Genomic DNA, 19,035 nt, shown 5'->3' with positions numbered 1-19,035 from the left:
CCACCTTGGACTCACTTACCCAAGCCGTGCTCGGCGCAGCCTTGCAAGGCACCGTGTTGGGTCGCCTGCAAGGCCGCCGCGCATTGCTCTACGGCGCCGCTCTGGGCACCGTACCCGATCTGGATGTGGTGATCCGCTACGCCGATCCGGTGTCGCAGATGACTTTTCATCGCGGCTTTTCCCACTCGATCTTTGTCCTGACTGGGCTGGCCCTGGTGCTGGCCTGGCTGGTTGCCTGGCGCTGGCCGGACAAGGGTTACACCCGGCCCCGGCTGTTCCTGGCTTTCTGGCTGGCACTGGTCACCCATCCCATTCTCGACGCTTTCACCGTCTACGGCACCCAGTTGTTCTGGCCACTGCACCTGACGCCGCAGAGCTGGGCCGCCGTGTTCATCATCGACCCGGTGTACACCGTGCCGTTGCTGCTGGCGGTCGGCTATACGGCGATCAAGGGGCTGCAGGGCAGGGCGACCTCGCTGCTGGCGCTGGCGTTGGCGTGCAGTACCGCGTACCTGGGGTTCGGCCTGGCTGGGCGCATGGCCGCCGAGCAGCGCTTCGAGCTGGCCTTGCGGGCACAAGGCGTCACCCCCGGCGAGGTCCGTGCGGTGCCTATAGCCTTCAACAGCCTGATCTGGCGGACACTGGCGAAAACACCGGAGGGTGACTACTACGAAGGTGTGAGCAGCTGGTTTGATCGCGAGTCTCCAGAGATGCTGCGCCAGTCGCGCAACCTGGAGGTGGCCAGGGTGCTTCGCGGTTCGGCGTTGCACGAGCGGCTGCGCTGGTTCACCGACGACTGGCTGCGCTACGACATCATTGGTGATTCGCTGGTGGTCACCGATCTGCGCATGGGCATGCCGGGCAGCTACAGTTTCCGCTTCGAAATGGCCCGGCGCGACCCCTCCGGGCGGTGGGTGGTCACCCAGCCCAGAGGGTGGATCGGGGGCGGCGCCGCAGCCCTGTTCGATGGCGGCAGGCTGGCCTTGATCTGGCGGCGGATCCTCGACCAGCAACCACCGCTGCCCCTGGCGGCCTGGGCGGCGCCGGGTTCAGGGCATTTGTGATACCCAAAAAAAGCCCGCCATGGCGGCGGGCAACAAGAGGCGTAGGGAGCAACGCACAACAAACTTCGGGTCAGGCGGTGAGCGTCTGGCCAAGCAAACGGTCGGCCAGGGTTTCAGCGGCGCGGCGACTGGTCAACGGGCCGCTGATGGTTTCGCCGTTGCGCAGCAGGTACCAGCAGGCCAGCAGGCCTTGTTGGCGCAGACTGCCGGGTACCGCGCTGCCGACAACGGACATGATCTGGATCGGGGCCATGATGGATCTCCTCTCGAACATGGCTCCACCTTACGCAGATGCCCTCAGGGTTAGAAATCAATGTCCTCGATAGTGGTCATTGCTTTTATCAACGATGGCGCCTACCAGCGCGGTGGACCGTAGTACACCGGCGGTGGGCCGTAGTAGCGACGGTACACCGGTGGCGGTGCCGGTACGTAGCGTTCGACCACGTAAGGCTGGTAGTAGACCGGTGGTGGTGGCGCCTGCACGTAGACCGGGGGCGGTGGATAGTAGGCCGGTGGTTGCTGGACATAGACGGTACGCGGAGCACTGGAGACGGCCGCCCCGAAAATCGCACCGGCCACGGCAGCACCGACGACCGGCCCCGGGCCGTACCAGCCGCCACCGTGGGCGGATGCCTGCCCGCTGACGGCCAGTGCGCCGACCAGCAGGGCGATTCCGGGGATGAAACGGTTCATGGTCGATCCTCACAAGACAACCCCACGTTCGGGGCTCGATTACTATGACCCCATCTTTGCGCAACTGCTGCCAGGGCAAGGGTAAAGGTTGTGTAAGGGGCGACCGGCGGCAGGGTCTGCTACGCTGGCGCAATCGTTTCAGCCATGACAGAGGATCCGCGATGAGCCATTCACCGAGCCGGGACACGGTGCTGTGCATCTCCCTGGCCGGGCGCCCCGGAACGTTCGGCGTGCGCTTTCACAACCATCTCTACCGCCAGCTCGGGCTGGATTACTACTACAAGGCCATGACCACCCAAGACCTGCCTGCTGCCGTTGCCGGCATCCGTGCACTGGGCATTCGTGGCTGCGGCGTGTCGATGCCGTACAAGGAGGCTTGCCTGGCGCTGGTGGACGAGGTCGATCCGTCCGCCGCGGCCATCGCCTCGGCGAACACGCTGGTCAACACCGACGGCCATCTAAAGGCCTACAACACCGACTACCTGGCGGTGCGCCAACTGCTGGCCCGACACCAGGTCGATCCATCCACCGCGTTCGCCCTGCGTGGCAGTGGCGGCATGGCCAAGGCAGTGGCCAGTGCGTTGCGGGATGCAGGATTCCGTGACGGCACTATCGTTGCCCGCAACGAGCAGGCCGGGCGGCAGTTGGCGGATGTCTGCGGGTATCGATGGCTGCCGGAGCTGGGCGACCGGTGTCCGCCGATGCTGGTCAATGTCACACCGATCGGCATGGCCGGAGGGCCGGATGCCGAGCGACTGGCGTTTGCCGAAGCCGCCATCGAGGCGGCGCAGCGGGTGTTCGACGTAGTGGCCATGCCTGCGCGTACCCCGCTGATCCGCGCCGCCGAGGCGCTTGGCACGCCAGTGATCACCGGGCTCGATGTCATCGCCTTGCAGGCGCTGGAGCAGTTCGTGCTGTATACCGGGGTGCGGCCGACACCGGAGCAAATGCAAGCCGCCGTGGCGTTTGCCCGGGAAAGTTGACGCCAGACGTCCCTGTTACAGGGCGCCGTTAACGCGCCGTATCGCCGGCGTGCCGGCGATACGGCCGGGGCAGGTCACAGGATTCAGAACACTTTCCGGCCAGTCTCGTCCAACTGCTGGTCAACCAGCGCCCTGCCATGGGCCAGGGACACATGCTGGGCATTTTCCAGGTCGGCGAAGAACTTCATCGGCATCGAGATTCGCCGGCTGCAGTGGCCCGCAGGATCGGTGATCACGCAACCGGCCGCATAGGGCAGGGGCGAGTCGGGGTGAGGCATCACGCTGGCGGTGATGGTGTGGTCGCGGTATTCACAGTGAAGGGTTTGCATCGTCCTTACCTCGCTGTGGCTGGGAACAGGCGCTCCTTCTAGATACCACAGCGAGGGGCCGGGAGTTCCCGGCCCGACGAGCGCGACCGACGATCAGGCCTTGAGTTCGGTCGGCTGGATGATCTCGACCCAGTAGCCGTCCGGGTCCTTGACGAAAGCCAGGTGCTTCATGCGGCCATCGCTCAGGCGCTTCTGGAACGGCACGTCCAGGGCTTCGAAGCGGGCACAGGCGGCGACCACGTCGGGTACCGAGATGCAGATGTGCCCGAAGCCGCGTGGGTCGGTGTTGCCATCGTGGTAGGCGAACTCTGGGTCGTTTTCGGTGCCGTGGTTGTGGGTCAGCTCGAGCACGCCGGGGATCGACTTCATCCACTGGTGGCGTTCGGCGTCATCGGCCGGGATGGCTTTCTGGTCAACCAGGGCCAGGAAGTACAGGCTGAAAGCCGCTTCCGGGAAGTCACGCTTGTCCACCAGGCTGAAACCCAGCACGCGGGTGTAGAAGTCCAGGGACTTCTCGATGTCCTTGACCCGCAGCATGGTGTGGTTGAACACGAAGTGGGCGGTGGCGGTGTCCGGCTGGGCGGTGACGCCGGGCAGGGTTTGCAGATCGTGCAGGCTCATGGGTACTCCTGGATCAGGGCCTAAAACAGGCAGACCATGATACGGAAGTCCATCGCCAGCGCAAATGAAAGCGCCCCGCACGTGTGCGGGGCGCTGGAATTAGAGGCCCGCATGTGCGGGCGCGTGATGGGGTCGCTAGTCCTTTAGCTGGTTCGATACTGGGCCTGCGCATGTGAAAAAAGTGTGAAGCAGGTGTCGAGGTTTCATCACCGCACCCAACTTTCCACCGTCTGCGCCCCGTACTGTTCCTTCCAGGCTTTCAGCCCCCGATGGTTGCCGCCCTTGGTCTCGATCCGCTCGCCGGTATGCGGGTTCTGGTAGACCTTCACCACCCGTGGCCGACGCTGCTGCTTGATCGGCGCCGGGGCGCGGCTCGCGGCCTTCGGATCGAGGATGGCGATGATGTCGCGCAGGTTCTTGTCATAGCTTTTCATCAGGCCGACTAGTTTCTGCTCGAATTCGATTTCGCGTTTAAGGCCGGCATCCTTTTTCAGCGCTTCCAGTTGTGCCATCTGTTCCTTGAGCGCTTTTTCGGCAGCACGAAACTCTGCAAGTCTGGACACTGTCATCACTCCTGTAAGTCTGCCGTGGCGGGACGTGACGAACATGAAAACTGACTGAACGCCGGCCACGTGGATGGGTAAAGCTGTTCGCTAAGCGAGAGTGTAGTAGTCGCTTGCGAGTGGGTAAACTGCAAACTTTCAATCAATTAGCCGGGAACTTTGCCGGTTTTTTACGCGCTATTCGAAACCACCCTGGCAGCGGCGTTAGACCATGGTCCCATGGCGCAGGCTAGAGCCTTTGGCGGAAAATTATGGATGATGGTCGACATGTATTCGTTCATCGCGTAGTGCCGGTGCAGATGACTGCCCGGATGGTTTTTCGCCCTTCTTTTGGATGTTCCCTCGCATGTTTGCCCCTTTCCCCCTCGCCCCCGGGCGCCGAGTTGCCGGCCTGTTCTTCCTGTGTGCCGGTGTCAACGCCCAGGCCGCCGGTTTTCTTGAAGACAGCAGTGCCAAGGTCGAAGCACGCAATGTCTATTTCAACCGGGACTTCCGTGATGGCCACAGCAGTTCCAAACAGGGTGCGTCGAAACGCGAAGAATGGGCGCAGGGGTTTATTCTGAATGTCCAGTCCGGTTATACCCAGGGGCCGGTCGGCTTCGGGGTGGATGCCTTGGGCATGGTCGGTTTCAAACTCGACTCCAGCCCCGCCGACAGCAACAGCGGCCTGTTGCCGTCTTCCGGTCACGACCCGCGCCACTCTGCCGACCAGTACGCCAAGATGGGTGTCGCCGGCAAGGTGAAAGTGTCCAACACCGTGCTCAAGTACGGATCGATGATGCCGGACGTGCCGTTGCTCAAGTACAACGACGGCCGCCTGCTGCCGACCATGTTCCACGGTGCCTGGCTGACCTCCGAGGAGGTGCGCGACCTCAAGTTCACCCTGGCGCGCCTGAACCAGTACACCGCGCGGGACTCCACCGACCGCCAGGATATCCGCGTGCACTGCAAGAACAAGCGCTATGCCTGTGACATCGAGGCCGACCACTTCGACCTGGCCGGTGTCGACTACCGCGTCAACGAGCGTGTCAGCGCCCAGTACCAGGTTTCCAAGCTTGAGGACATCTACCGCCAGCACTTCCTCGGCCTGGTCGCCAACCAGCCACTGGAGGTCGGCACGCTGTCGGCCGACCTGCGCCTCATCAAGAGCGACGACATCGGCAACGCCCGCGCCGGGCATATCGACCACCGCGCCTTCAGCGGGATGCTCGGCTACAGCCTCGGTGGCCACAAACTCAGCGCCGGCTGGCAGCGCATGTACGGCGACAGCGCCATGCCGTACCTCGACGGCAGCAACCCGTACCTGGTCAACTATGCCCAGGTCAACGACTTCGCCGCCGCCCAGGAACGCTCCTGGCAGGTGCGCTACGACTACGACTTCAAGGCCCTGGGCGTGCCCGGCCTGACCTTCTTCACCCGCTATATCAACGGCGACAACGTCAAGGTTCCCGGCAGCAATGCCGAAGGCAAGGAATGGGAACGCGACAGCGAGCTGAAGTACCAGGTGCAGTCCGGCACCTTCAAGGACGTCAGCGTGCGCCTGCGCAACTCCACCTACCGCAGCAACTACGAGAAATGGGCGCGCGACATGGACGAGACCCGGGTCATCGTCAGCTACAACTTCTCGATCTTCTGAGCCGCTTTGCCAAAGGGCCGGTGGTCGGTCGACAATGACCACTGGCAACCAGGCAGGGCAGGCGATGAAACAGCTTCTACTGATCGGCATCGGGCCGGGCGATCCGCGCCAGGTCACCTATGAGGCGGTGGAGGCCCTGCGCCGCGCCACGGTGTTCTTCGTCCTCGACAAGGGGGCTGACAAGGACGAACTGGTGCGCCTGCGCCGGGTCATTATCGAGCGCTACCGGCCCGAGGGCGGCTACCGCCTGGTGCAGGTCGAGGACCCCCGTCGGGACGGTCAGGCGCCGGACTATGTCGGTGCCGTGCAGGACTGGCACGTCCAGCGCGCCGCGTTGTACGCCCGCCTGATCGAGGATGAACTGGGCGCCGCCGACACCGGTGCCTTCCTGCTGTGGGGCGAGCCCGGGTTGTACGACAGCACCCTGCGCATCCTCGACCTGGTGCGCGAGCGAGGCGTGGCGCTGGCCTTGCAGGTGATTCCCGGCATCAGCAGCATCCAGGCCCTGGCCGCCCGCCACCAGATCCCCCTCAACCGCATCGGCGAGCCGCTGACCGTGTTGCCGGGGCGACGCCTGGGCGAACAGGCGCGGATCGACAACGTGCTGGTGATGCTCGACGGCCAGTGCGCCTTTGCCGACCTGGACGACCCGCAATTGGAGATCTATTGGGGCGCCTACCTGGGCACGCCGGACGAGTTGCTGGTCAGCGGGCCGTTGCTGGCGGTGAAGGCACGCATCATCCAGTTGCGCGAGGAGGCGCGGCGGCGCAAGGGGTGGATCATGGATACCTATCTGTTGCGCAGGGAGGGGTAGTGGTGTCCATGCTGTAATTTCGTCGGGCCAACAAGGCGGACCAGGCATTGGTACAGGATTGATTGGCCCGAAACAGGTGCAGGAGCGGCCTTGCGTCGCGCGGGCGGCGCTCGATCTTGTAGGCGCTGCAACTCTATCGCCAGAAACCCAGCAGACTCCGCCAACCCCCTCAAGGCCGCTGTGGCACCACGGAACTGCCAAAACTGTTACCCATGCGCGTCGAGGTCGCCGCCGGCGTCGCCAGCCCCATCTGGTTCGGCGCCCTGCGCTGCATCTGCCGCGCCGGATCCAGTTGCTCGCGCAGCCCCTTGGCGGCGCGCGGGTCAGTGCCTTGCAGCTGCTGGGTCAGGCAGTCATAAGCCAGTGCCCGTGATTGGCCGACCTGCACGTCGATACAGCCCTGGCCGTCCTTGGGCGGTTCGGCGTACGCCGGCAGGGCACAGGCCAGCAGCAGGGGCAGGGTGGTCAGGGGCAGGCGGGCCATGGCGGGTCTCCGGGCAATCGTTCTTCGGCGCAGTCTAGCCCCTGCAGGCCGCCGTCGGGGTGAAGCTTTGGTTGCCGCTGGCTGTCACCACAGCGTCATACACAGGCCCCAGGATGACGTTTCCCCGGCGACGGCGGCCAGCAAGGAGGCCCGGACAGCTGTGCGTGCATTGCTCGTGGCCGGCGTGCTGATGCTGGCCGGGTTGCTGGCGGCTCCCGGTCTGCGCGGCCAGCCGTTGCTGACCCTGGATATCCCGGCGCAGGCGCTGGACCGGGCGCTGGACAGCTTCGGCCAACAGAGTGGCCTGGCCGTGCTGGTCGACCAGGCCTTGCTCGCCGGTCAGCGCTCCAGCCCGGTCGTGGGCCGTTATCCGGCGCGCGAAGGCCTGCAGCGACTGCTGCAGGGCACCGGTCTGCAGGCGAGCTACAGCGGCGGCGGCTTCACCCTGCAACCGTTGCGCCTGCGCGGCACACCCGCGCGCGGTCGCGCCGGTGGCTTTTCACCGGGCAGTTATGCGCTGGCGCTGCAACACGCGGTCGAACGCGCCCTGTGCGCCTCGGAACTGACCCGGCCGGGCGCTTACCGGGCGGCCTTGCAGGTGTGGATCGATGTCAACGGCCAGCTGGTGCAGAGCCGCCTGCTGGCCTCGACCGGCGATTTCACCCGCGACGCAGCGCTCGTCGAGCGTCTGCGCACGGTGCGCCTGGAACAGGCGCCGCCGACATCCCTGGCGCAGCCGCTGACCCTGCTGCTGCGTCCGGAACCTATGGATTGCCCACTTTCGCAAGGAGCTGCGGCGGCATGAACAAACCTCGGGACAGTGCGCTGGTCAAGCTGTTTCTGACCTCCTACGACGCCTTCAGGGTACGCCTGAGGCGTCGACTCGGTTCTGATGACCTGGCCAACGACGTGCTGCAGGAAACCTACCTGCGGGTTGACCGCATGGACGCGACGCACGACCTGCAACGCCCTGGCGCCTACCTGTACCGCATGGCACTGAACGTCGCCGCCGACCGCCGCGAGGCCGACGCCCGGTTGCTCACCGGTGCCGAGATCGAGGCGTTGCTGCAGGTGGCCGAGGACCAGGACCCGGCGCGCATCGTCGGCGGCCAGCGCGAGATCCAGAACCTGCTGGGCGCCCTCTACGAACTGCCGGCCCGGCGCCGGCGGATCTTCATCGCCGCTCGCCTGGAGGAGGCGTCGCACCTGGAAATCTCCCAGCGCTTCGGCATCTCCACGCGCACGGTGGAAAAGGAACTCAAGGCGGCGCTGGGGCATTGCGCGATGCGCCTGGATAGAAAAGTGTTTCAGCGGTTCGGTCCCGGCGCGGGAAAACCGTCTTGAACGATAGTCGACCTCTTCATGTGAGCCCCATGTCCCAGATTCCGCCCGATCCCGACTTGCAGCGCCAGGCCCAGGACTGGCTGTTGCGGCTGACGTCCGGCCAGGCCACCCAGGCCGATGCCCGGGCCCTGCGCCAGTGGTGCGCGCGCAGCCCGGCGCATGCCCAGGCCTTTGCCCAAGCGCGCCAACTCTGGCATTTGCTCGGCCCTGCGGCACGGCAGGCGGGGCAGGGTGCGCCGTTGCTCGGTCGCCGGGCGTTGCTGGGTGGCGCGCTGGCGGCGTCGGTGGCGCTGGTGGTCTGGCGCGGCGGCCTGCTCGAGGCGGCCATGGCGCCAGCACCGGCGTTTGCCACCGAGGTCGGCGAGCAACAACGGGTGGAGCTGGCGCCGGGGATCAAGCTTGAGCTGAACGTGCGTACCCGGGTCAGCCGCGAACTTGAGGGTATCGCACTGCTGGCCGGCGAAATCGAGGTGCAGGCCGGCAAGCCCTTGCAGGTGCGGGCGCAGGATGGGGTGATCAGCACCGAGCAGGCCCGATTCAACGTGCGTGAGGACGATGAAGGTGTCTGCGTGACTTGCCTGGGGGGTGAGTTGCGCGTGGCCTTCCAGGGGCGCGTCGAGGCGCTGCCGGCGGGCCGTCAGTTGCGCTATGGCGCCCAAGGCATCGGTGTGCCCGAGCCGTTCGATCCGGGCCAGGTGATGGCCTGGCGCGAGCGCATGCTGGTATTTCGCGATGCGCCATTGGCCCGGGTGATCGATGAGATCAACCGCTACCGTCCTGGTCGCCTGGTGTTGCTCAACCCCACGCTAGGGCGCCGACGGGTGCAGGCGCGGTTCAGTTTCGACCAGTTGCGCCAGGCCGCCGAACTGATCCGTGTCGCCTATGGTGCCCGCTGTCTGGAGCTGCCGGGCGGCGTGGTGCTGGTCAGTTGAACGGCCCCAATACCTGGCGATAACGCTCCTCGCCCTGAGGGCCGCGGCGGGTAAGTCGCACCTCGAGACCAATGGGGTTGTCGTTGGCCTCGCTGGCCGGTGCGCGCCAGCCGCCCTTGGCTTGCCAGCTGCGCAGGTCGAAGGCGCTTACGTTATCCAGCACCGCCACCGCGGCCTTGGGCGCGGGCAGCGCAAAGCGCTCGCGCAGCGGCGCGGCGGCGCGATACAAGGTGCCGCCACGCACGTACCAGCGCACCCGTTGCAGACCGCTGCCAGAGACGGCGCCGGAGCGCACCAGCTCAAGCCGGTCGGCACGGGCGCGCACCGCGGGCAGCAACGGCTTGCCAGGCGGTTCGCGGCCGGGCAGGGTCGGCTCGACCAGCTCGACGGTGGCGCGCAGGGCCAGGTCGCGTTCCAGTTGCTGGAACACCCTCAGGATCGCCTGTTGGTCTTCGCTGGCCTCACGCACATGCCGGTCGGCGCGGCTGACGCTGTCCAGCCCGCGCCAGGCGATCAGGCTGACCACCGCCATCAGCAGGATGGCGATCATCACTTCGATCAGGGTGAAGCCCGCCTGCCGGTTCATGGCTGGCTGACCCGCACCTGGCCGGCGGCGTTGCGCGCCAGCTCCACCCGCAGCGCGCCGCTGCGCAGGCGCAGGGTCAGTGGCGTGCCGATCCACTCGCCATCGAGCCATACCGCGCCGCGGGGCTCGCTTTGCACCTTGACCGCCTCGGCCTGCCAGCTGCGCGGCTTGAGTGGGCCGTCAGCAAGTATCTGGCCGTCGGCGCGGATGAAGCGGTAGCCGTCGCGGTCGCTGTGCCAGCGCAGCGGCTGGCCATCGGCCTGGGCTTCGCTCTGCGCCAATTCCAGCAGGCGCGCAAGGCGCTCGGCGTCGGCGCGCAGGTGCTTGCCCGGGTCGGGGCGGATGTTCAGGCTGATGGCGGCGCTGGCGATACCGACGATCACCAGCACCACCATCAGTTCGATCAGGGTGAAACCACGTTGTCCGTTCACGGGGCGCTCCTTGTCCTGCCAGGTAGCTTGCCCGTGCAAGATGATCGCCGTGTGAAACAAAACCGTGAGAATCGCCCGGTATGCTCGGGCACAGGCACACAAGGAGCGCGTGACCATGCGTATTGTCCATCCCAACCTTTCCCTCGGCCCATTGTTGCAGGGGCTGGGGTTGCTGGCCCTGATCGCCGGCCTTGTGACCTGGACCAGCCTGTTGCTGCAGCCCGCGCCGGGCGTAGCCTCGCTGCAGCCTGCCGAGGCCCTGACACCCAGTGAAACACCGGCCGGGCGTTGGTTCGCCGACCTGCCGTTGCAGGCGCAGATCCAGGTCAGTGGGGTGATGGCCGGCAGCCAGGGCGCGGTGGCCATCGTCAGCATCGACGGCGGCCCGGCGCGTGCCGTGCGCAGTGGCGAGGAACTGGCCCGCGGCGTGCGCCTGGTGGCCATCGAAGGCCGCGGCCTGGTGATCGAGCGCGGCGGCCAGCGCAGCCGCGTCGAGGTGCCGGTATTGGCGCAGGCGTCGTTCTGGGGGCAGGCGCCTCAGCCTTCGGCGAACTGACGCAGGCGCTCGCCGTCGAGGCGGTAGCGGATCCACTCGTCCTGCGGCTCGGCGCCCAGCGAGCGGTAGAAACCGATGGCCGGCTCGTTCCAATCCAGCACGCTCCATTCCAGGCGACCGCAGCCATTCTCCACCGCCTCGCGGGCGATATGCCGCAGCAGCTTGCGCCCGGCACCGTCGCCGCGCTGCTGAGGCGTGACGTAGAGATCCTCGAGGTAGATGCCGTTGCGCCCCAGCCAGGTGGAGTAGCTGTAGAAGTAGACGGCGAAACCGATGGCCTGGCCGTCGCGCTCGCAGACCAGACTGCGCACCGTGCTGCTCGCGTCGAACAGGCTGTGCTCAATGTCGGCGAGGGTCGCCACGACTTCGTGGCGGGCGCGCTCGTAGTCGGCCAGTTCGGTGATGAAGGCCAGGATCTGGGCGGCGTCGCCGCGAACTGCGGGGCGGATGGTCACGGGCATGGTGGGCTTCCTTGTGATCGGTTGGGTACAAAGGTGATCGGTAGTGTCAGGGAAAACGAAGTGAGGCCGCCAGGTGCCTGGCGGATGATTTGCCGCGCCGATGATGTAGAAGCGGTCAGCAAACATGCATATGAATGGAACAGAAATTTGTATCTGCTCAATTTCGCGCAACTGTACCGGTCATTTCCCCCAGCCCTCCGCTACTGTGGCCTTTCGATAATCAGAAAAGCCGGAAACCGCCGTCATGCTTGCCTCGCTCGATCTGCTCAGTGCGTTCGTCCTGTTCGCCTTCGTCTCTTCCATCACCCCCGGCCCGAACAACACCATGCTGCTGGCCTCGGGGGTCAACTTCGGCGTGCGCCGCACCATTCCCCACGCGTTGGGCATCAGTGTCGGTTTCATGGTGATGGTGCTGGCGGTCGGCCTTGGGCTGGGCGAGGTGTTCAAGGCCTGGCCGGCGCTGTACAGCATCCTGCGCTACGCAGGTGCGGCGTACCTGTTGTACCTGGCCTGGAAGATCGCCACGTCCGGTCCGATGTCCGGCGACAGTGGCGGCAGCCGCAAGCCGCTCGGGTTCTGGGGCGCCGCTGCGTTCCAATGGGTCAACCCGAAGGCCTGGGTGATGGCGGTCGGAGCGATCACCACCTATACGCCGGCCCAGGGCTACGTGTTCAACGTGATTGTCATTGCCGCCGTGTTCGCCCTGGTGAACCTGCCGAGCGTCGGTATCTGGGTGATGTTCGGCAGCGCCTTGCGCAACCTGCTGCGCAATCCGCGCGCGGTGGTGCTGTTCAATGTCCTGATGGCCGTGCTGCTGGTGATTTCACTGTATCCGCTGCTGTTTGTAGAATCGGCGTTTTCCTAGAGCCGATGAGTGCCGTCGATGGAGTTGATTCCCTGGTCCCATGAATGCGCCGAAGGCTTTACCCTGCGTGGATGGCGAACCCCCGCCAGCGGCAAGCCGCTGCTGCACTTTTTGCATGGCAACGGTTTCTGCAGCCTGGTTTACCAACCTATGCTCATGCGCCTGGGTGAACACTTCGACCTGTGGTTGAGCGATGTGCAAGGCCATGGCGACAGTGATCACGGCGGCGCCTTTTGCGGTTGGAATCGCAGCGCGGCGCTGGCGGTAGAGGCGTTCGAGACCGAGCGCGGCGAGTATGGAGATGTTCCACGTTACGCCCTGGGCCACAGTTTCGGCGGCGTGCTCACTGGCCTGATCCTGGCCAGCGAGCCGCAGTTGTTCCAACGCGCCGTGTTGCTCGACCCGGTGCTGTTCAGCCGACGCATGATCGGAGTGATGGGCGCCGCCGCCATGGTCGGCCTGCACCGGCGCCACGCTCTGGCGCGCAAGGCCGCCACCCGCCGTAGCCACTGGCCCGATCGTGAGTCGGCGCAGGCCTCGCTGCAAGGGCGCGGGATCTTCAAGGGCTGGACCGATGCCGCCCTGCAGGCCTACGTGGAGCACGCCATCGGGGATTGTGGCGAAGGCGTGGTGCTCAAGTGCCGGCCCAGCCGCGAGGTGGAGATCTTCAGTTCGTTCCCCGAACGCATGTGGCAGCACCTGGGCCGTATCCAGACGCCGACGCGGATCCTGTACGGCGAGCAGACCTATCCGTTCGTGCCGCACTCGGTACAGCGCCTGGCGGGGCTCAATGCCCAGGTGAGCGGGCAGCAGGTGGCGGGCGGGCACTGCTTCATGCAGGAAGATCCGTCGATAGCCGCGGAGCAGGTGCTGGCGTTCCTGCAGGATTGAAGGCATTCCACAGCCAACGCAATCCCCTGAGCGGCCTTACCGAGGCGTCGGACCGGTCGGAAAGGGCCGCGAAGCGGCCCCAGGGCTTCAGCGTTGACGCATCAATCGCTGGGGCTGCTGCGCAGCCCATCCGAACGGTCCGACGCCTCGGCAAGGCCGCTCACAGGTTCCGCACGCAGGATTAGCGTTGATTGATCTGCTGTCCATTTCACGACGATTGCTTGCCGATTCACGAGCGAACGACAATCACAGTTTCCGTACCCTGGCGCTCCCCCCATCGGATGGAGCCCAGCATGAACCAGGCGGTCAGCCCAGATCCCCAGCACACCTTCGAACAAACCCAGATCCGGCGCCGCCAGCGCCTGCTGCGCTTCGGCCTGGCCGGGGGCGTAGGTCTGCTGTTGGCGGCCTATGGCGGCTACTGGTGGCTCGATGGTCGTTTCCTGGAGCAGACCGACGACGCCTACGTGCGCGCCGACTGGGCACCGATCAGCGCTCGGGTCAGTGGTTATGTGGCTGAGGTGGCGGTGGCGGAAAACGCCGCGGTCAAGACCGGCGACCTGCTGGTGCGCCTGGACGAACGGGACTTTCGCGATCGCCTGCGCAAGGCCGAGGCGCACCTGGCGGTGAGCGAGGCGGCGTTGCAGGTGCAGCGCATGCGCCTGCGCGCCTTCGCTGCCGAGCAGGACGAGCAGGCCCATGCCATCGCCCGTGCCGACGCCGAGCGTGGTGGCAGTCGCGGCGAGGCGCAGCGGGCCGAGGCCGACTGGCAGCGCTACCAGCACCTGGCGCAATGGCAGGCGGCCAGCGTGCAGCGCATGGAGCAGGCCCGCGCTACTCGTATCCAGGCCCAGGCCATGCAGCGCGCGGCCGACGCCGAACTGGCGCGCCAGCATGCACGCAAGGCGATGCTGGAGCAGCAGGGCAAGCAACTGGAGGCTGAGTTGCTGCAACGCCAGGCCGACCTCGACCAGGCCCGCGCCGAGGCTGACCTGGCCCGCAGCGCCCTGGCCGACACCGAGATCCGTGCGCCGTTCGACGGCGTGGTCGGCCAGCGCAAGGTACGCCAGCAGCAGTACGTCACCCCCGGCCTGCCGCTGCTGGCGGTGGTGCCGGTGGCACAGGCGTACGTGGTGGCCAACTTCAAGGAAACCCAGTTGGCGCAGATGCGTCCCGGCCAGCCGGTGACCCTTGAGGTGGACACCTTCGGCCAGCACTGGCGCGGTACGGTGGACAGCGTCTCCCCGGGTTCCGGCGCGGTGTTCGCGCTGCTGCCGCCGGACAACGCCACCGGCAACTTCACCAAGATCGTCCAGCGCTTTCCAGTCCGTATCCACCTCGACCCGGCGGGTGACGACAGCCCACGGCTGCTGCCCGGCATGTCGGTGATCGCCACCGTCGACACCCGGCAGGCCCGCCATGAGCGCTGAAGAAAAGGTCTCCCTGCGCGCCTGGGTGGCGGTGATCGGCGGCCTGTTCGGCTGCTTCATGGCTGGCATGAACGTCCATGTCACCAGTGCCGCCCTGCCCGAGATCGAGGGCGCGCTGGGGGCCAGCTTCGAGGAGGGCTCGTGGATCTCCACCGCCTACCTGGTGGCCGAGATCAGCATGATCCCGCTGACCGCCTGGCTGGTGCAGGTGTTTTCCCTGCGCCGGGTGATGCTGGTGGGCTCGGCTGTGTTCCTGGTCAGCTCGGTGAGCTGCGCCATGGCCGGCAGCCTGGAGGCGATGATCAGCCTGCGGGTGATCCAGGGCGCCTCCGGTGCGGTGCTGATACCGCTGTCGATGCAATTGATCATCACCGAGCTGCCGGCCAGCCGCCTGGCGCTGGGCATGGCGCTGTTCAGCCTGTCCAACAGCGTGGCCCAGGCTGCCGGGCCGTCGATCGGCGGCTGGCTCACCGACATGTACTCCTGGCGCTGGATCTTCCTGCTGCAGTTGCCGCCGGGCGTGGCCCTGCTGGCGGCGGTGGCCTGGTCGATCAAGGGTCAGGCCGGGGATCGCAGTGCCTTGCGCCAGGCCGACTGGCTGGGCATCGCCGCCATGGCGCTGGGGCTGGGTGCGTTGCAAGTGGTGCTGGAGGAGGGGGGGCGCAAGGACTGGTTCGAGTCGCGCTTCATCGTCGGTTTCAGCCTCGTCGCGATGATCGCCCTGGCGTTGTTCATCCAGCGCCAACTGTGGGGCACACGGCCGTTCATCAACCTGCGCCTGCTGGGCAGCTACAATTTCGGTGTATCGAGCCTGGCCATGGCGGTGTTCGGCGCAGCCACTTTCGGCCTGGTGTTCCTGGTGCCCAACTACCTGTCGCTGGTGCAGGGCTACAGCGCCAGCGAGATCGGCAAGAGCCTGATCGCCTACGGCATGGTCCAACTGCTGCTGGCGCCGTTGCTGCCCCGGCTGATGCGCTGGCTCAATGCCAAGCTGCTGGTGGCCAGCGGCTTCGCCATCATGGCCCTGGGTTGTTGGCTGGGCTCGACGCTGACGGTGGACTCGGGCAGCAACGTGATCATCCCTTCGACTGTGGTGCGCGGCATCGGCCAGCCGTTAATCATGGTGGCGCTGTCGGTGCTGGCAGTGAAGGGCCTGGACAAGGCCCAGGCCGGCTCGGCCTCGGCGCTGATCTCGATGCTGCGCAACCTGGGTGGCGCTTTGGGCACGGCGTTGCTGACGCAACTGGTGTCGCAGCGCGAGCGTTTTCATTCGGTGCGGGTGGGCGAAGGGCTGACGCTGTTCGACGGCGCGCTGCAGCAGCGCCTGCCCGATGGCATGGTCGATCCGCAGTCGCCACAGGTGATGCAGACCCTGGCGCTGATCGACCAGAGCGTGCGCGAGCAGGCCTACCTGATGGCCTATTCGGATGCGTTCTATCTGTCGTGCGTGGCGTTGCTCGGTTGCGCGCTGGCGTCCCTGCTGCTGCGCAGTCGCTAGCCATCACGGCTGGCGTTCGGCCACGGCGCGCAGGGTCTTCAGGGTAACCATCGGCGCATCCACCACGAAGCGATTGGCCAGCCAGCCCGGCACATCGCCGGCCGGGTCGGCGCGTAGTTGGTAGGTGACCTCGGTCTCGCGCTCGCCCAGCGGACGCATGACCCATTCGCCGCTGAGCCGGCGCACCCGGATCAGCCCGGGCGCAGCCGGCACCCGTCCGGGCTCGGCGCTCAGGTGACGGACCAAGGTGTCGCTGTCGAGGCGCTCGGTGCGCACCTTGAGCACCATGTCGCGGGGCTTGGCCGGCCAGGGCAGGGCGGTGGTGAGGTAGACCCAGGTGGTGTCGCCGTCCACCTCCAGCAGGCGCATGTCGGCGCAGGCGTACAGCCATTTACAGGCCACCCGCAGGTTCTCCTGCAGGTCGGTGAGGGTGCGCAGGCTGGCCTTGATCCGGGTGATGCCGCGGAACTGCTGGTAGGCCGAACCCTCAACGCTGCTCAGGTAGACATCGATGCCGTCTTCCTGGTGGGCGAGTTGCCAGTCGTCTGCCCACGGCAAGGTGCCCGGCAGCAGGAGCAGCAGGACAAACAGAGGGCGCAGGAGGGGCATGGCGGGGACGCCGAAGGAGGAAGGTCCGATCAGTATGGATCAAGACCGGCAGGAGCGGGCGTGCCCGCTCCTGCATTGCATCAACGCTGCGGATTGAGCGTCAGGTGCACGTGACGGTTGACGTCCTTGTACAGCAGGTAGCTGAACGGGCCTGGGCCGCCGGAATAGCAGGCCTGCGGGCAGAAGGCGCGCAGCCACATGAAGTCGCCGGCCTCGACCTCGACCCAGTCCTGGTTCAGGCGGTACACCGCCTTGCCTTCCAGCACGTACAGGCCGTGTTCCATGACATGGGTCTCGGCGAACGGAATCACCCCGCCCGGCTGGAAGGTCACGATGTTCACGTGCATGTCGTGGCGCATGTCGGCCATGTCGACGAAGCGGGTGGTGACCCAGCGGCCTTCGGTGCCAGGCATCTCGATGACGGTGGCGTTGTCGCGGTGGGTGACGAACGACTCGGGAACCGGTAGGCCCTCGACCTTCTGGTAGTGCTTGCGCAGCCAGTGGAAGGTGACATTGGCCTTGCTGTTGTTGCGCAGGCTCCAGTCGGCGCCCGGGGCCAGGAACGCGTAGCCGCCCGGCACCAGGGTGTGGTGCTTGCCTTCGACGGTAATGTCGATTTCACCCTCGACCACGAACAGCACCGCTTCGGCGTTCGGGTCCAGCTCAGGACGCTCGCTGCCGCCTTCGGGGGCCACTTCGACGATGTACTGGGAGAAGGTTTCAGCGAAACCGGTCAGCGGGCGGGCGATGACCCACATGCGCATCTTGTCCCAGAACGGCAGGTGGCTGGTGACGATGTCACGCATCACGCCCTTGGGGATGACGGCATAGGCTTCGGTGAACATGGCACGGTCAGTCAGCAGCTCGGTCTGAGCCGGGTGCCCACCGTGGGGGGCGAAGTAGGAAGGTTTCGACATGAACGGTCTCGACTTGTTGTTCTTTCCCCATGCCTTGGACCACACCGGCCGGTGCGTGCAGGGGATGCACCGACAGCATAGGGGCGGGCCGGCGCCATCTACAAATTAAATGTTGGAATACCCGGTATCCAGTTGCTGAATGTCATGACAGCATTCTCATGGCGCCGGTGTAGGAAGTTTCCCAGGGTTTACGGCCATGACATTTTTTTCACATCGCCTTGCTAGCATCGCCAGCACTTCCACGGAGCTGAATCGATGATACCTGTCCTGCGCAAACGTGCTGTTCGCCTCGCCCTGGCCGGTACCGGAGGGCTGCTGGCCTGTACCCTGGGTTTTTTCGGCTGGCAGTCCTTCTACCCGGTGCAGGCCGCCGAGGGCTGGGACGTTCAGGTGCTGCACAATTCGGTGACCCGGGCCGCCTCGTTGCTGCCCCAGGCCGACGGCAGCTTGCTGGTCAGTCGCGAGCTCAACGGTGGCAAGGGCAGCATCATGCGCATCACTGCCGAGGGTGACCGGATGGTGGTGCTCGATGGCCTGTCCAAGCCCGACGGTATGGTTGCTGTCGAGGGTGGATGGGCGTTCAGCCAGGAGGTAGGCGGGGCTCCGGTCAGCCTGTCGCGCGATGGCAGGGTCAGCCAGCTGTTCTCGGGCAACAATGTGCAGGGGTTGTATAACGATGGTCAGCATCTTTATGCCATTGAGGACCGCAAGGGTGATGGCCGATTGATGCGATACGACTGGCGCAGCGGTGAGGTCGATGTGCTGCGTGCGGGGTTGACCGAGACCGAAGGGCTGACCCGTTGTACCGATGGACGGTTGCTGTATACCGAGAAGGCTACCGGCAAGATTCGTGCGTTCAATGCCGAAGGCGCTGATCCGGTGGTGGTTGAGGGGCTGCGTAACCCGACGTTCCTGCTTTGCGATCAGCGTGGATTGTGGATCAGCGAGGATTCCACTCATCGGGCGCGGTTGGTGCGGATTGATGGTGATGGTGCTCGGCATACGATTCTCAGCTATCTGAAGGCGCCTCAGGCTATTGTTCCGGATGGCAAGGGGGGGTATTTGCTGGCTGAAGGAGGACGGGATCGGGTGTTGCGGTTGACGCCGCCGGTCGAGGCCAGTACGGCTCAGGTCGACGCGTTGCCTCGGGGGCCTGAGGCCTGATCTGGCGTTGTTGTTGTTGTTGTTGTTGTTGTTGTTGTTGTTGGGTGGTTTTGATAGTTGTATGCGCATTCATTTGCGATGTTGACGCTTATTCACCTTTCCGCCCTTACGGCGGGTTACTTAATGAGATGGTCACCCCGGCACCCTGCGAGGCGTACGCTTTC

24 protein-coding genes are annotated in these 19,035 nt (G+C 65.7%); 13 read left to right on the top strand and 11 right to left on the bottom strand.

What is annotated here, in order from left to right:
- Nucleotides 1–5 precede the first annotated feature (5 nt).
- On the top strand, nt 6–1,064 hold the full coding sequence (locus tag AC25MA_RS23905; protein ID WP_062363384.1) for a metal-dependent hydrolase: 1,059 nt from the start codon (nt 6–8) through the stop codon (nt 1,062–1,064).
- A gap of 70 nt (nt 1,065–1,134) precedes the next feature.
- On the opposite strand, the gene AC25MA_RS23900 is transcribed toward AC25MA_RS23905, so the two are convergent.
- Entirely contained in the window at nt 1,135–1,317 is a 183-nt protein-coding gene (locus tag AC25MA_RS23900) for a hypothetical protein (protein WP_028692218.1), read from the bottom strand.
- A gap of 101 nt (nt 1,318–1,418) precedes the next feature.
- Nucleotides 1,419–1,757, bottom strand: a complete 339-nt coding sequence (locus AC25MA_RS23895) for a hypothetical protein (RefSeq protein ID WP_028692219.1) — start codon at nt 1,755–1,757, stop codon at nt 1,419–1,421.
- Nucleotides 1,758–1,918: 161 nt separating this feature from the next.
- Here AC25MA_RS23895 and AC25MA_RS23890 point away from each other — a divergent pair, with 161 nt between their 5' ends.
- Entirely contained in the window at nt 1,919–2,740 is an 822-nt protein-coding gene (locus AC25MA_RS23890; protein ID WP_062363390.1) for a shikimate 5-dehydrogenase, read from the top strand.
- A gap of 83 nt (nt 2,741–2,823) precedes the next feature.
- On the opposite strand, the gene AC25MA_RS23885 is transcribed toward AC25MA_RS23890, so the two are convergent.
- From AC25MA_RS23885 to AC25MA_RS23875, 3 genes are all read right to left on the bottom strand, one after another.
- Nucleotides 2,824–3,069, bottom strand: a complete 246-nt coding sequence (locus AC25MA_RS23885; RefSeq protein WP_028692221.1) for a hypothetical protein — start codon at nt 3,067–3,069, stop codon at nt 2,824–2,826.
- Nucleotides 3,070–3,162: 93 nt separating this feature from the next.
- Nucleotides 3,163–3,690 (bottom strand): lactoylglutathione lyase, encoded by a 528-nt coding sequence (gene gloA, locus AC25MA_RS23880; protein WP_028692222.1) that lies wholly within the window; start codon nt 3,688–3,690, stop codon nt 3,163–3,165.
- Nucleotides 3,691–3,896: 206 nt separating this feature from the next.
- Nucleotides 3,897–4,253 carry a histone-like nucleoid-structuring protein, MvaT/MvaU family gene (locus AC25MA_RS23875; protein ID WP_028692223.1) on the bottom strand — a complete coding sequence of 119 codons (357 nt, stop codon included), beginning with the start codon at nt 4,251–4,253 and terminating at the stop codon, nt 3,897–3,899.
- 346 nt (nt 4,254–4,599) lie between these two features.
- On the opposite strand from AC25MA_RS23875, the gene AC25MA_RS23870 reads away from it, so the two are divergent.
- Nucleotides 4,600–5,889: an OprD family porin gene (locus tag AC25MA_RS23870; protein ID WP_213883706.1), complete on the top strand. Its 1,290-nt coding sequence runs from the start codon at nt 4,600–4,602 to the stop codon at nt 5,887–5,889.
- A gap of 64 nt (nt 5,890–5,953) precedes the next feature.
- On the top strand, nt 5,954–6,703 hold the full coding sequence (gene cobF / locus AC25MA_RS23865) for a precorrin-6A synthase (deacetylating) (RefSeq protein ID WP_213883708.1): 750 nt from the start codon (nt 5,954–5,956) through the stop codon (nt 6,701–6,703).
- 169 nt (nt 6,704–6,872) lie between these two features.
- On the opposite strand, the gene AC25MA_RS23860 is transcribed toward cobF, so the two are convergent.
- Nucleotides 6,873–7,187 carry a hypothetical protein gene (locus AC25MA_RS23860; RefSeq protein WP_028692226.1) on the bottom strand — a complete coding sequence of 105 codons (315 nt, stop codon included), beginning with the start codon at nt 7,185–7,187 and terminating at the stop codon, nt 6,873–6,875.
- Nucleotides 7,188–7,347: 160 nt separating this feature from the next.
- Between AC25MA_RS23860 and AC25MA_RS23855 the strand changes: the two genes are divergently transcribed.
- From AC25MA_RS23855 to AC25MA_RS23845, 3 genes are read left to right on the top strand one after another with little or no spacing between them, the layout of a single operon-like run.
- Nucleotides 7,348–7,992 (top strand): STN domain-containing protein, encoded by a 645-nt coding sequence (locus AC25MA_RS23855; protein WP_279153401.1) that lies wholly within the window; start codon nt 7,348–7,350, stop codon nt 7,990–7,992.
- A complete protein-coding gene (locus AC25MA_RS23850) occupies nt 7,989–8,531 on the top strand; it encodes an RNA polymerase sigma factor (protein WP_028692228.1) in 543 nt (180 codons plus the stop codon). Before AC25MA_RS23855 ends, AC25MA_RS23850 begins: the two co-directional genes overlap by 4 nt.
- 29 nt (nt 8,532–8,560) lie before the next feature.
- Complete coding sequence (locus AC25MA_RS23845; RefSeq protein ID WP_028692229.1) at nt 8,561–9,463, top strand: FecR family protein; 903 nt, start codon at nt 8,561–8,563, stop codon at nt 9,461–9,463.
- Here the strand turns inward: AC25MA_RS23845 and AC25MA_RS23840 are convergent.
- Complete coding sequence (locus tag AC25MA_RS23840) at nt 9,456–10,049, bottom strand: type II secretion system protein GspJ (protein WP_486972456.1); 594 nt, start codon at nt 10,047–10,049, stop codon at nt 9,456–9,458. The two genes, AC25MA_RS23845 and AC25MA_RS23840, sit on opposite strands and share 8 nt — an antisense overlap.
- Nucleotides 10,046–10,480, bottom strand: a complete 435-nt coding sequence (gene gspH / locus AC25MA_RS23835) for a type II secretion system minor pseudopilin GspH (protein WP_028692231.1) — start codon at nt 10,478–10,480, stop codon at nt 10,046–10,048. The genes AC25MA_RS23840 and gspH overlap by 4 nt, the downstream gene beginning before the upstream one ends.
- 115 nt (nt 10,481–10,595) lie before the next feature.
- Between gspH and AC25MA_RS23830 the strand changes: the two genes are divergently transcribed.
- Nucleotides 10,596–11,036, top strand: a complete 441-nt coding sequence (locus AC25MA_RS23830) for a general secretion pathway protein GspC (RefSeq protein ID WP_280093511.1) — start codon at nt 10,596–10,598, stop codon at nt 11,034–11,036.
- Here the strand turns inward: AC25MA_RS23830 and AC25MA_RS23825 are convergent.
- The gene (locus AC25MA_RS23825) at nt 11,018–11,497 is read right to left on the bottom strand and encodes a GNAT family N-acetyltransferase (protein ID WP_028692233.1); all 480 of its coding nucleotides are present in this window, start codon (nt 11,495–11,497) and stop codon (nt 11,018–11,020) included. The genes AC25MA_RS23830 and AC25MA_RS23825 overlap by 19 nt on opposite strands.
- A 244-nt stretch (nt 11,498–11,741) precedes the next feature.
- Between AC25MA_RS23825 and AC25MA_RS23820 the strand changes: the two genes are divergently transcribed.
- From AC25MA_RS23820 to AC25MA_RS23805, 4 genes are all read left to right on the top strand, one after another.
- Nucleotides 11,742–12,362 carry a LysE family translocator gene (locus AC25MA_RS23820; RefSeq protein ID WP_028692234.1) on the top strand — a complete coding sequence of 207 codons (621 nt, stop codon included), beginning with the start codon at nt 11,742–11,744 and terminating at the stop codon, nt 12,360–12,362.
- A gap of 18 nt (nt 12,363–12,380) precedes the next feature.
- Nucleotides 12,381–13,253 (top strand): alpha/beta fold hydrolase, encoded by an 873-nt coding sequence (locus AC25MA_RS23815; RefSeq protein ID WP_213883714.1) that lies wholly within the window; start codon nt 12,381–12,383, stop codon nt 13,251–13,253.
- Between the two features lie 293 nt (nt 13,254–13,546).
- Complete coding sequence (locus AC25MA_RS23810; RefSeq protein ID WP_213883716.1) at nt 13,547–14,683, top strand: HlyD family secretion protein; 1,137 nt, start codon at nt 13,547–13,549, stop codon at nt 14,681–14,683.
- Nucleotides 14,673–16,181: an MDR family MFS transporter gene (locus AC25MA_RS23805; protein WP_028692237.1), complete on the top strand. Its 1,509-nt coding sequence runs from the start codon at nt 14,673–14,675 to the stop codon at nt 16,179–16,181. Before AC25MA_RS23810 ends, AC25MA_RS23805 begins: the two co-directional genes overlap by 11 nt.
- A gap of 3 nt (nt 16,182–16,184) precedes the next feature.
- On the opposite strand, the gene AC25MA_RS23800 is transcribed toward AC25MA_RS23805, so the two are convergent.
- Together AC25MA_RS23800 and AC25MA_RS23795 are read right to left on the bottom strand one after the other, a co-directional pair.
- Complete coding sequence (locus AC25MA_RS23800) at nt 16,185–16,790, bottom strand: START domain-containing protein (RefSeq protein ID WP_036986571.1); 606 nt, start codon at nt 16,788–16,790, stop codon at nt 16,185–16,187.
- 80 nt (nt 16,791–16,870) lie between these two features.
- Nucleotides 16,871–17,707, bottom strand: coding sequence for a bifunctional allantoicase/(S)-ureidoglycine aminohydrolase (locus AC25MA_RS23795; protein ID WP_028692239.1), 837 nt, complete (start codon nt 17,705–17,707; stop codon nt 16,871–16,873).
- Nucleotides 17,708–17,962: 255 nt separating this feature from the next.
- On the opposite strand from AC25MA_RS23795, the gene AC25MA_RS23790 reads away from it, so the two are divergent.
- Nucleotides 17,963–18,871 carry an NHL repeat-containing protein gene (locus AC25MA_RS23790; protein ID WP_186600661.1) on the top strand — a complete coding sequence of 303 codons (909 nt, stop codon included), beginning with the start codon at nt 17,963–17,965 and terminating at the stop codon, nt 18,869–18,871.
- Nucleotides 18,872–19,035 lie beyond the last annotated feature (164 nt).

The sequence above is a fragment of the Pseudomonas sp. P65(2024) genome (assembly GCF_057480955.1).
The sequence above is the reverse complement of the archived record's forward strand: the minus strand, read 5'-3'. Positions and strand labels throughout refer to the sequence as shown.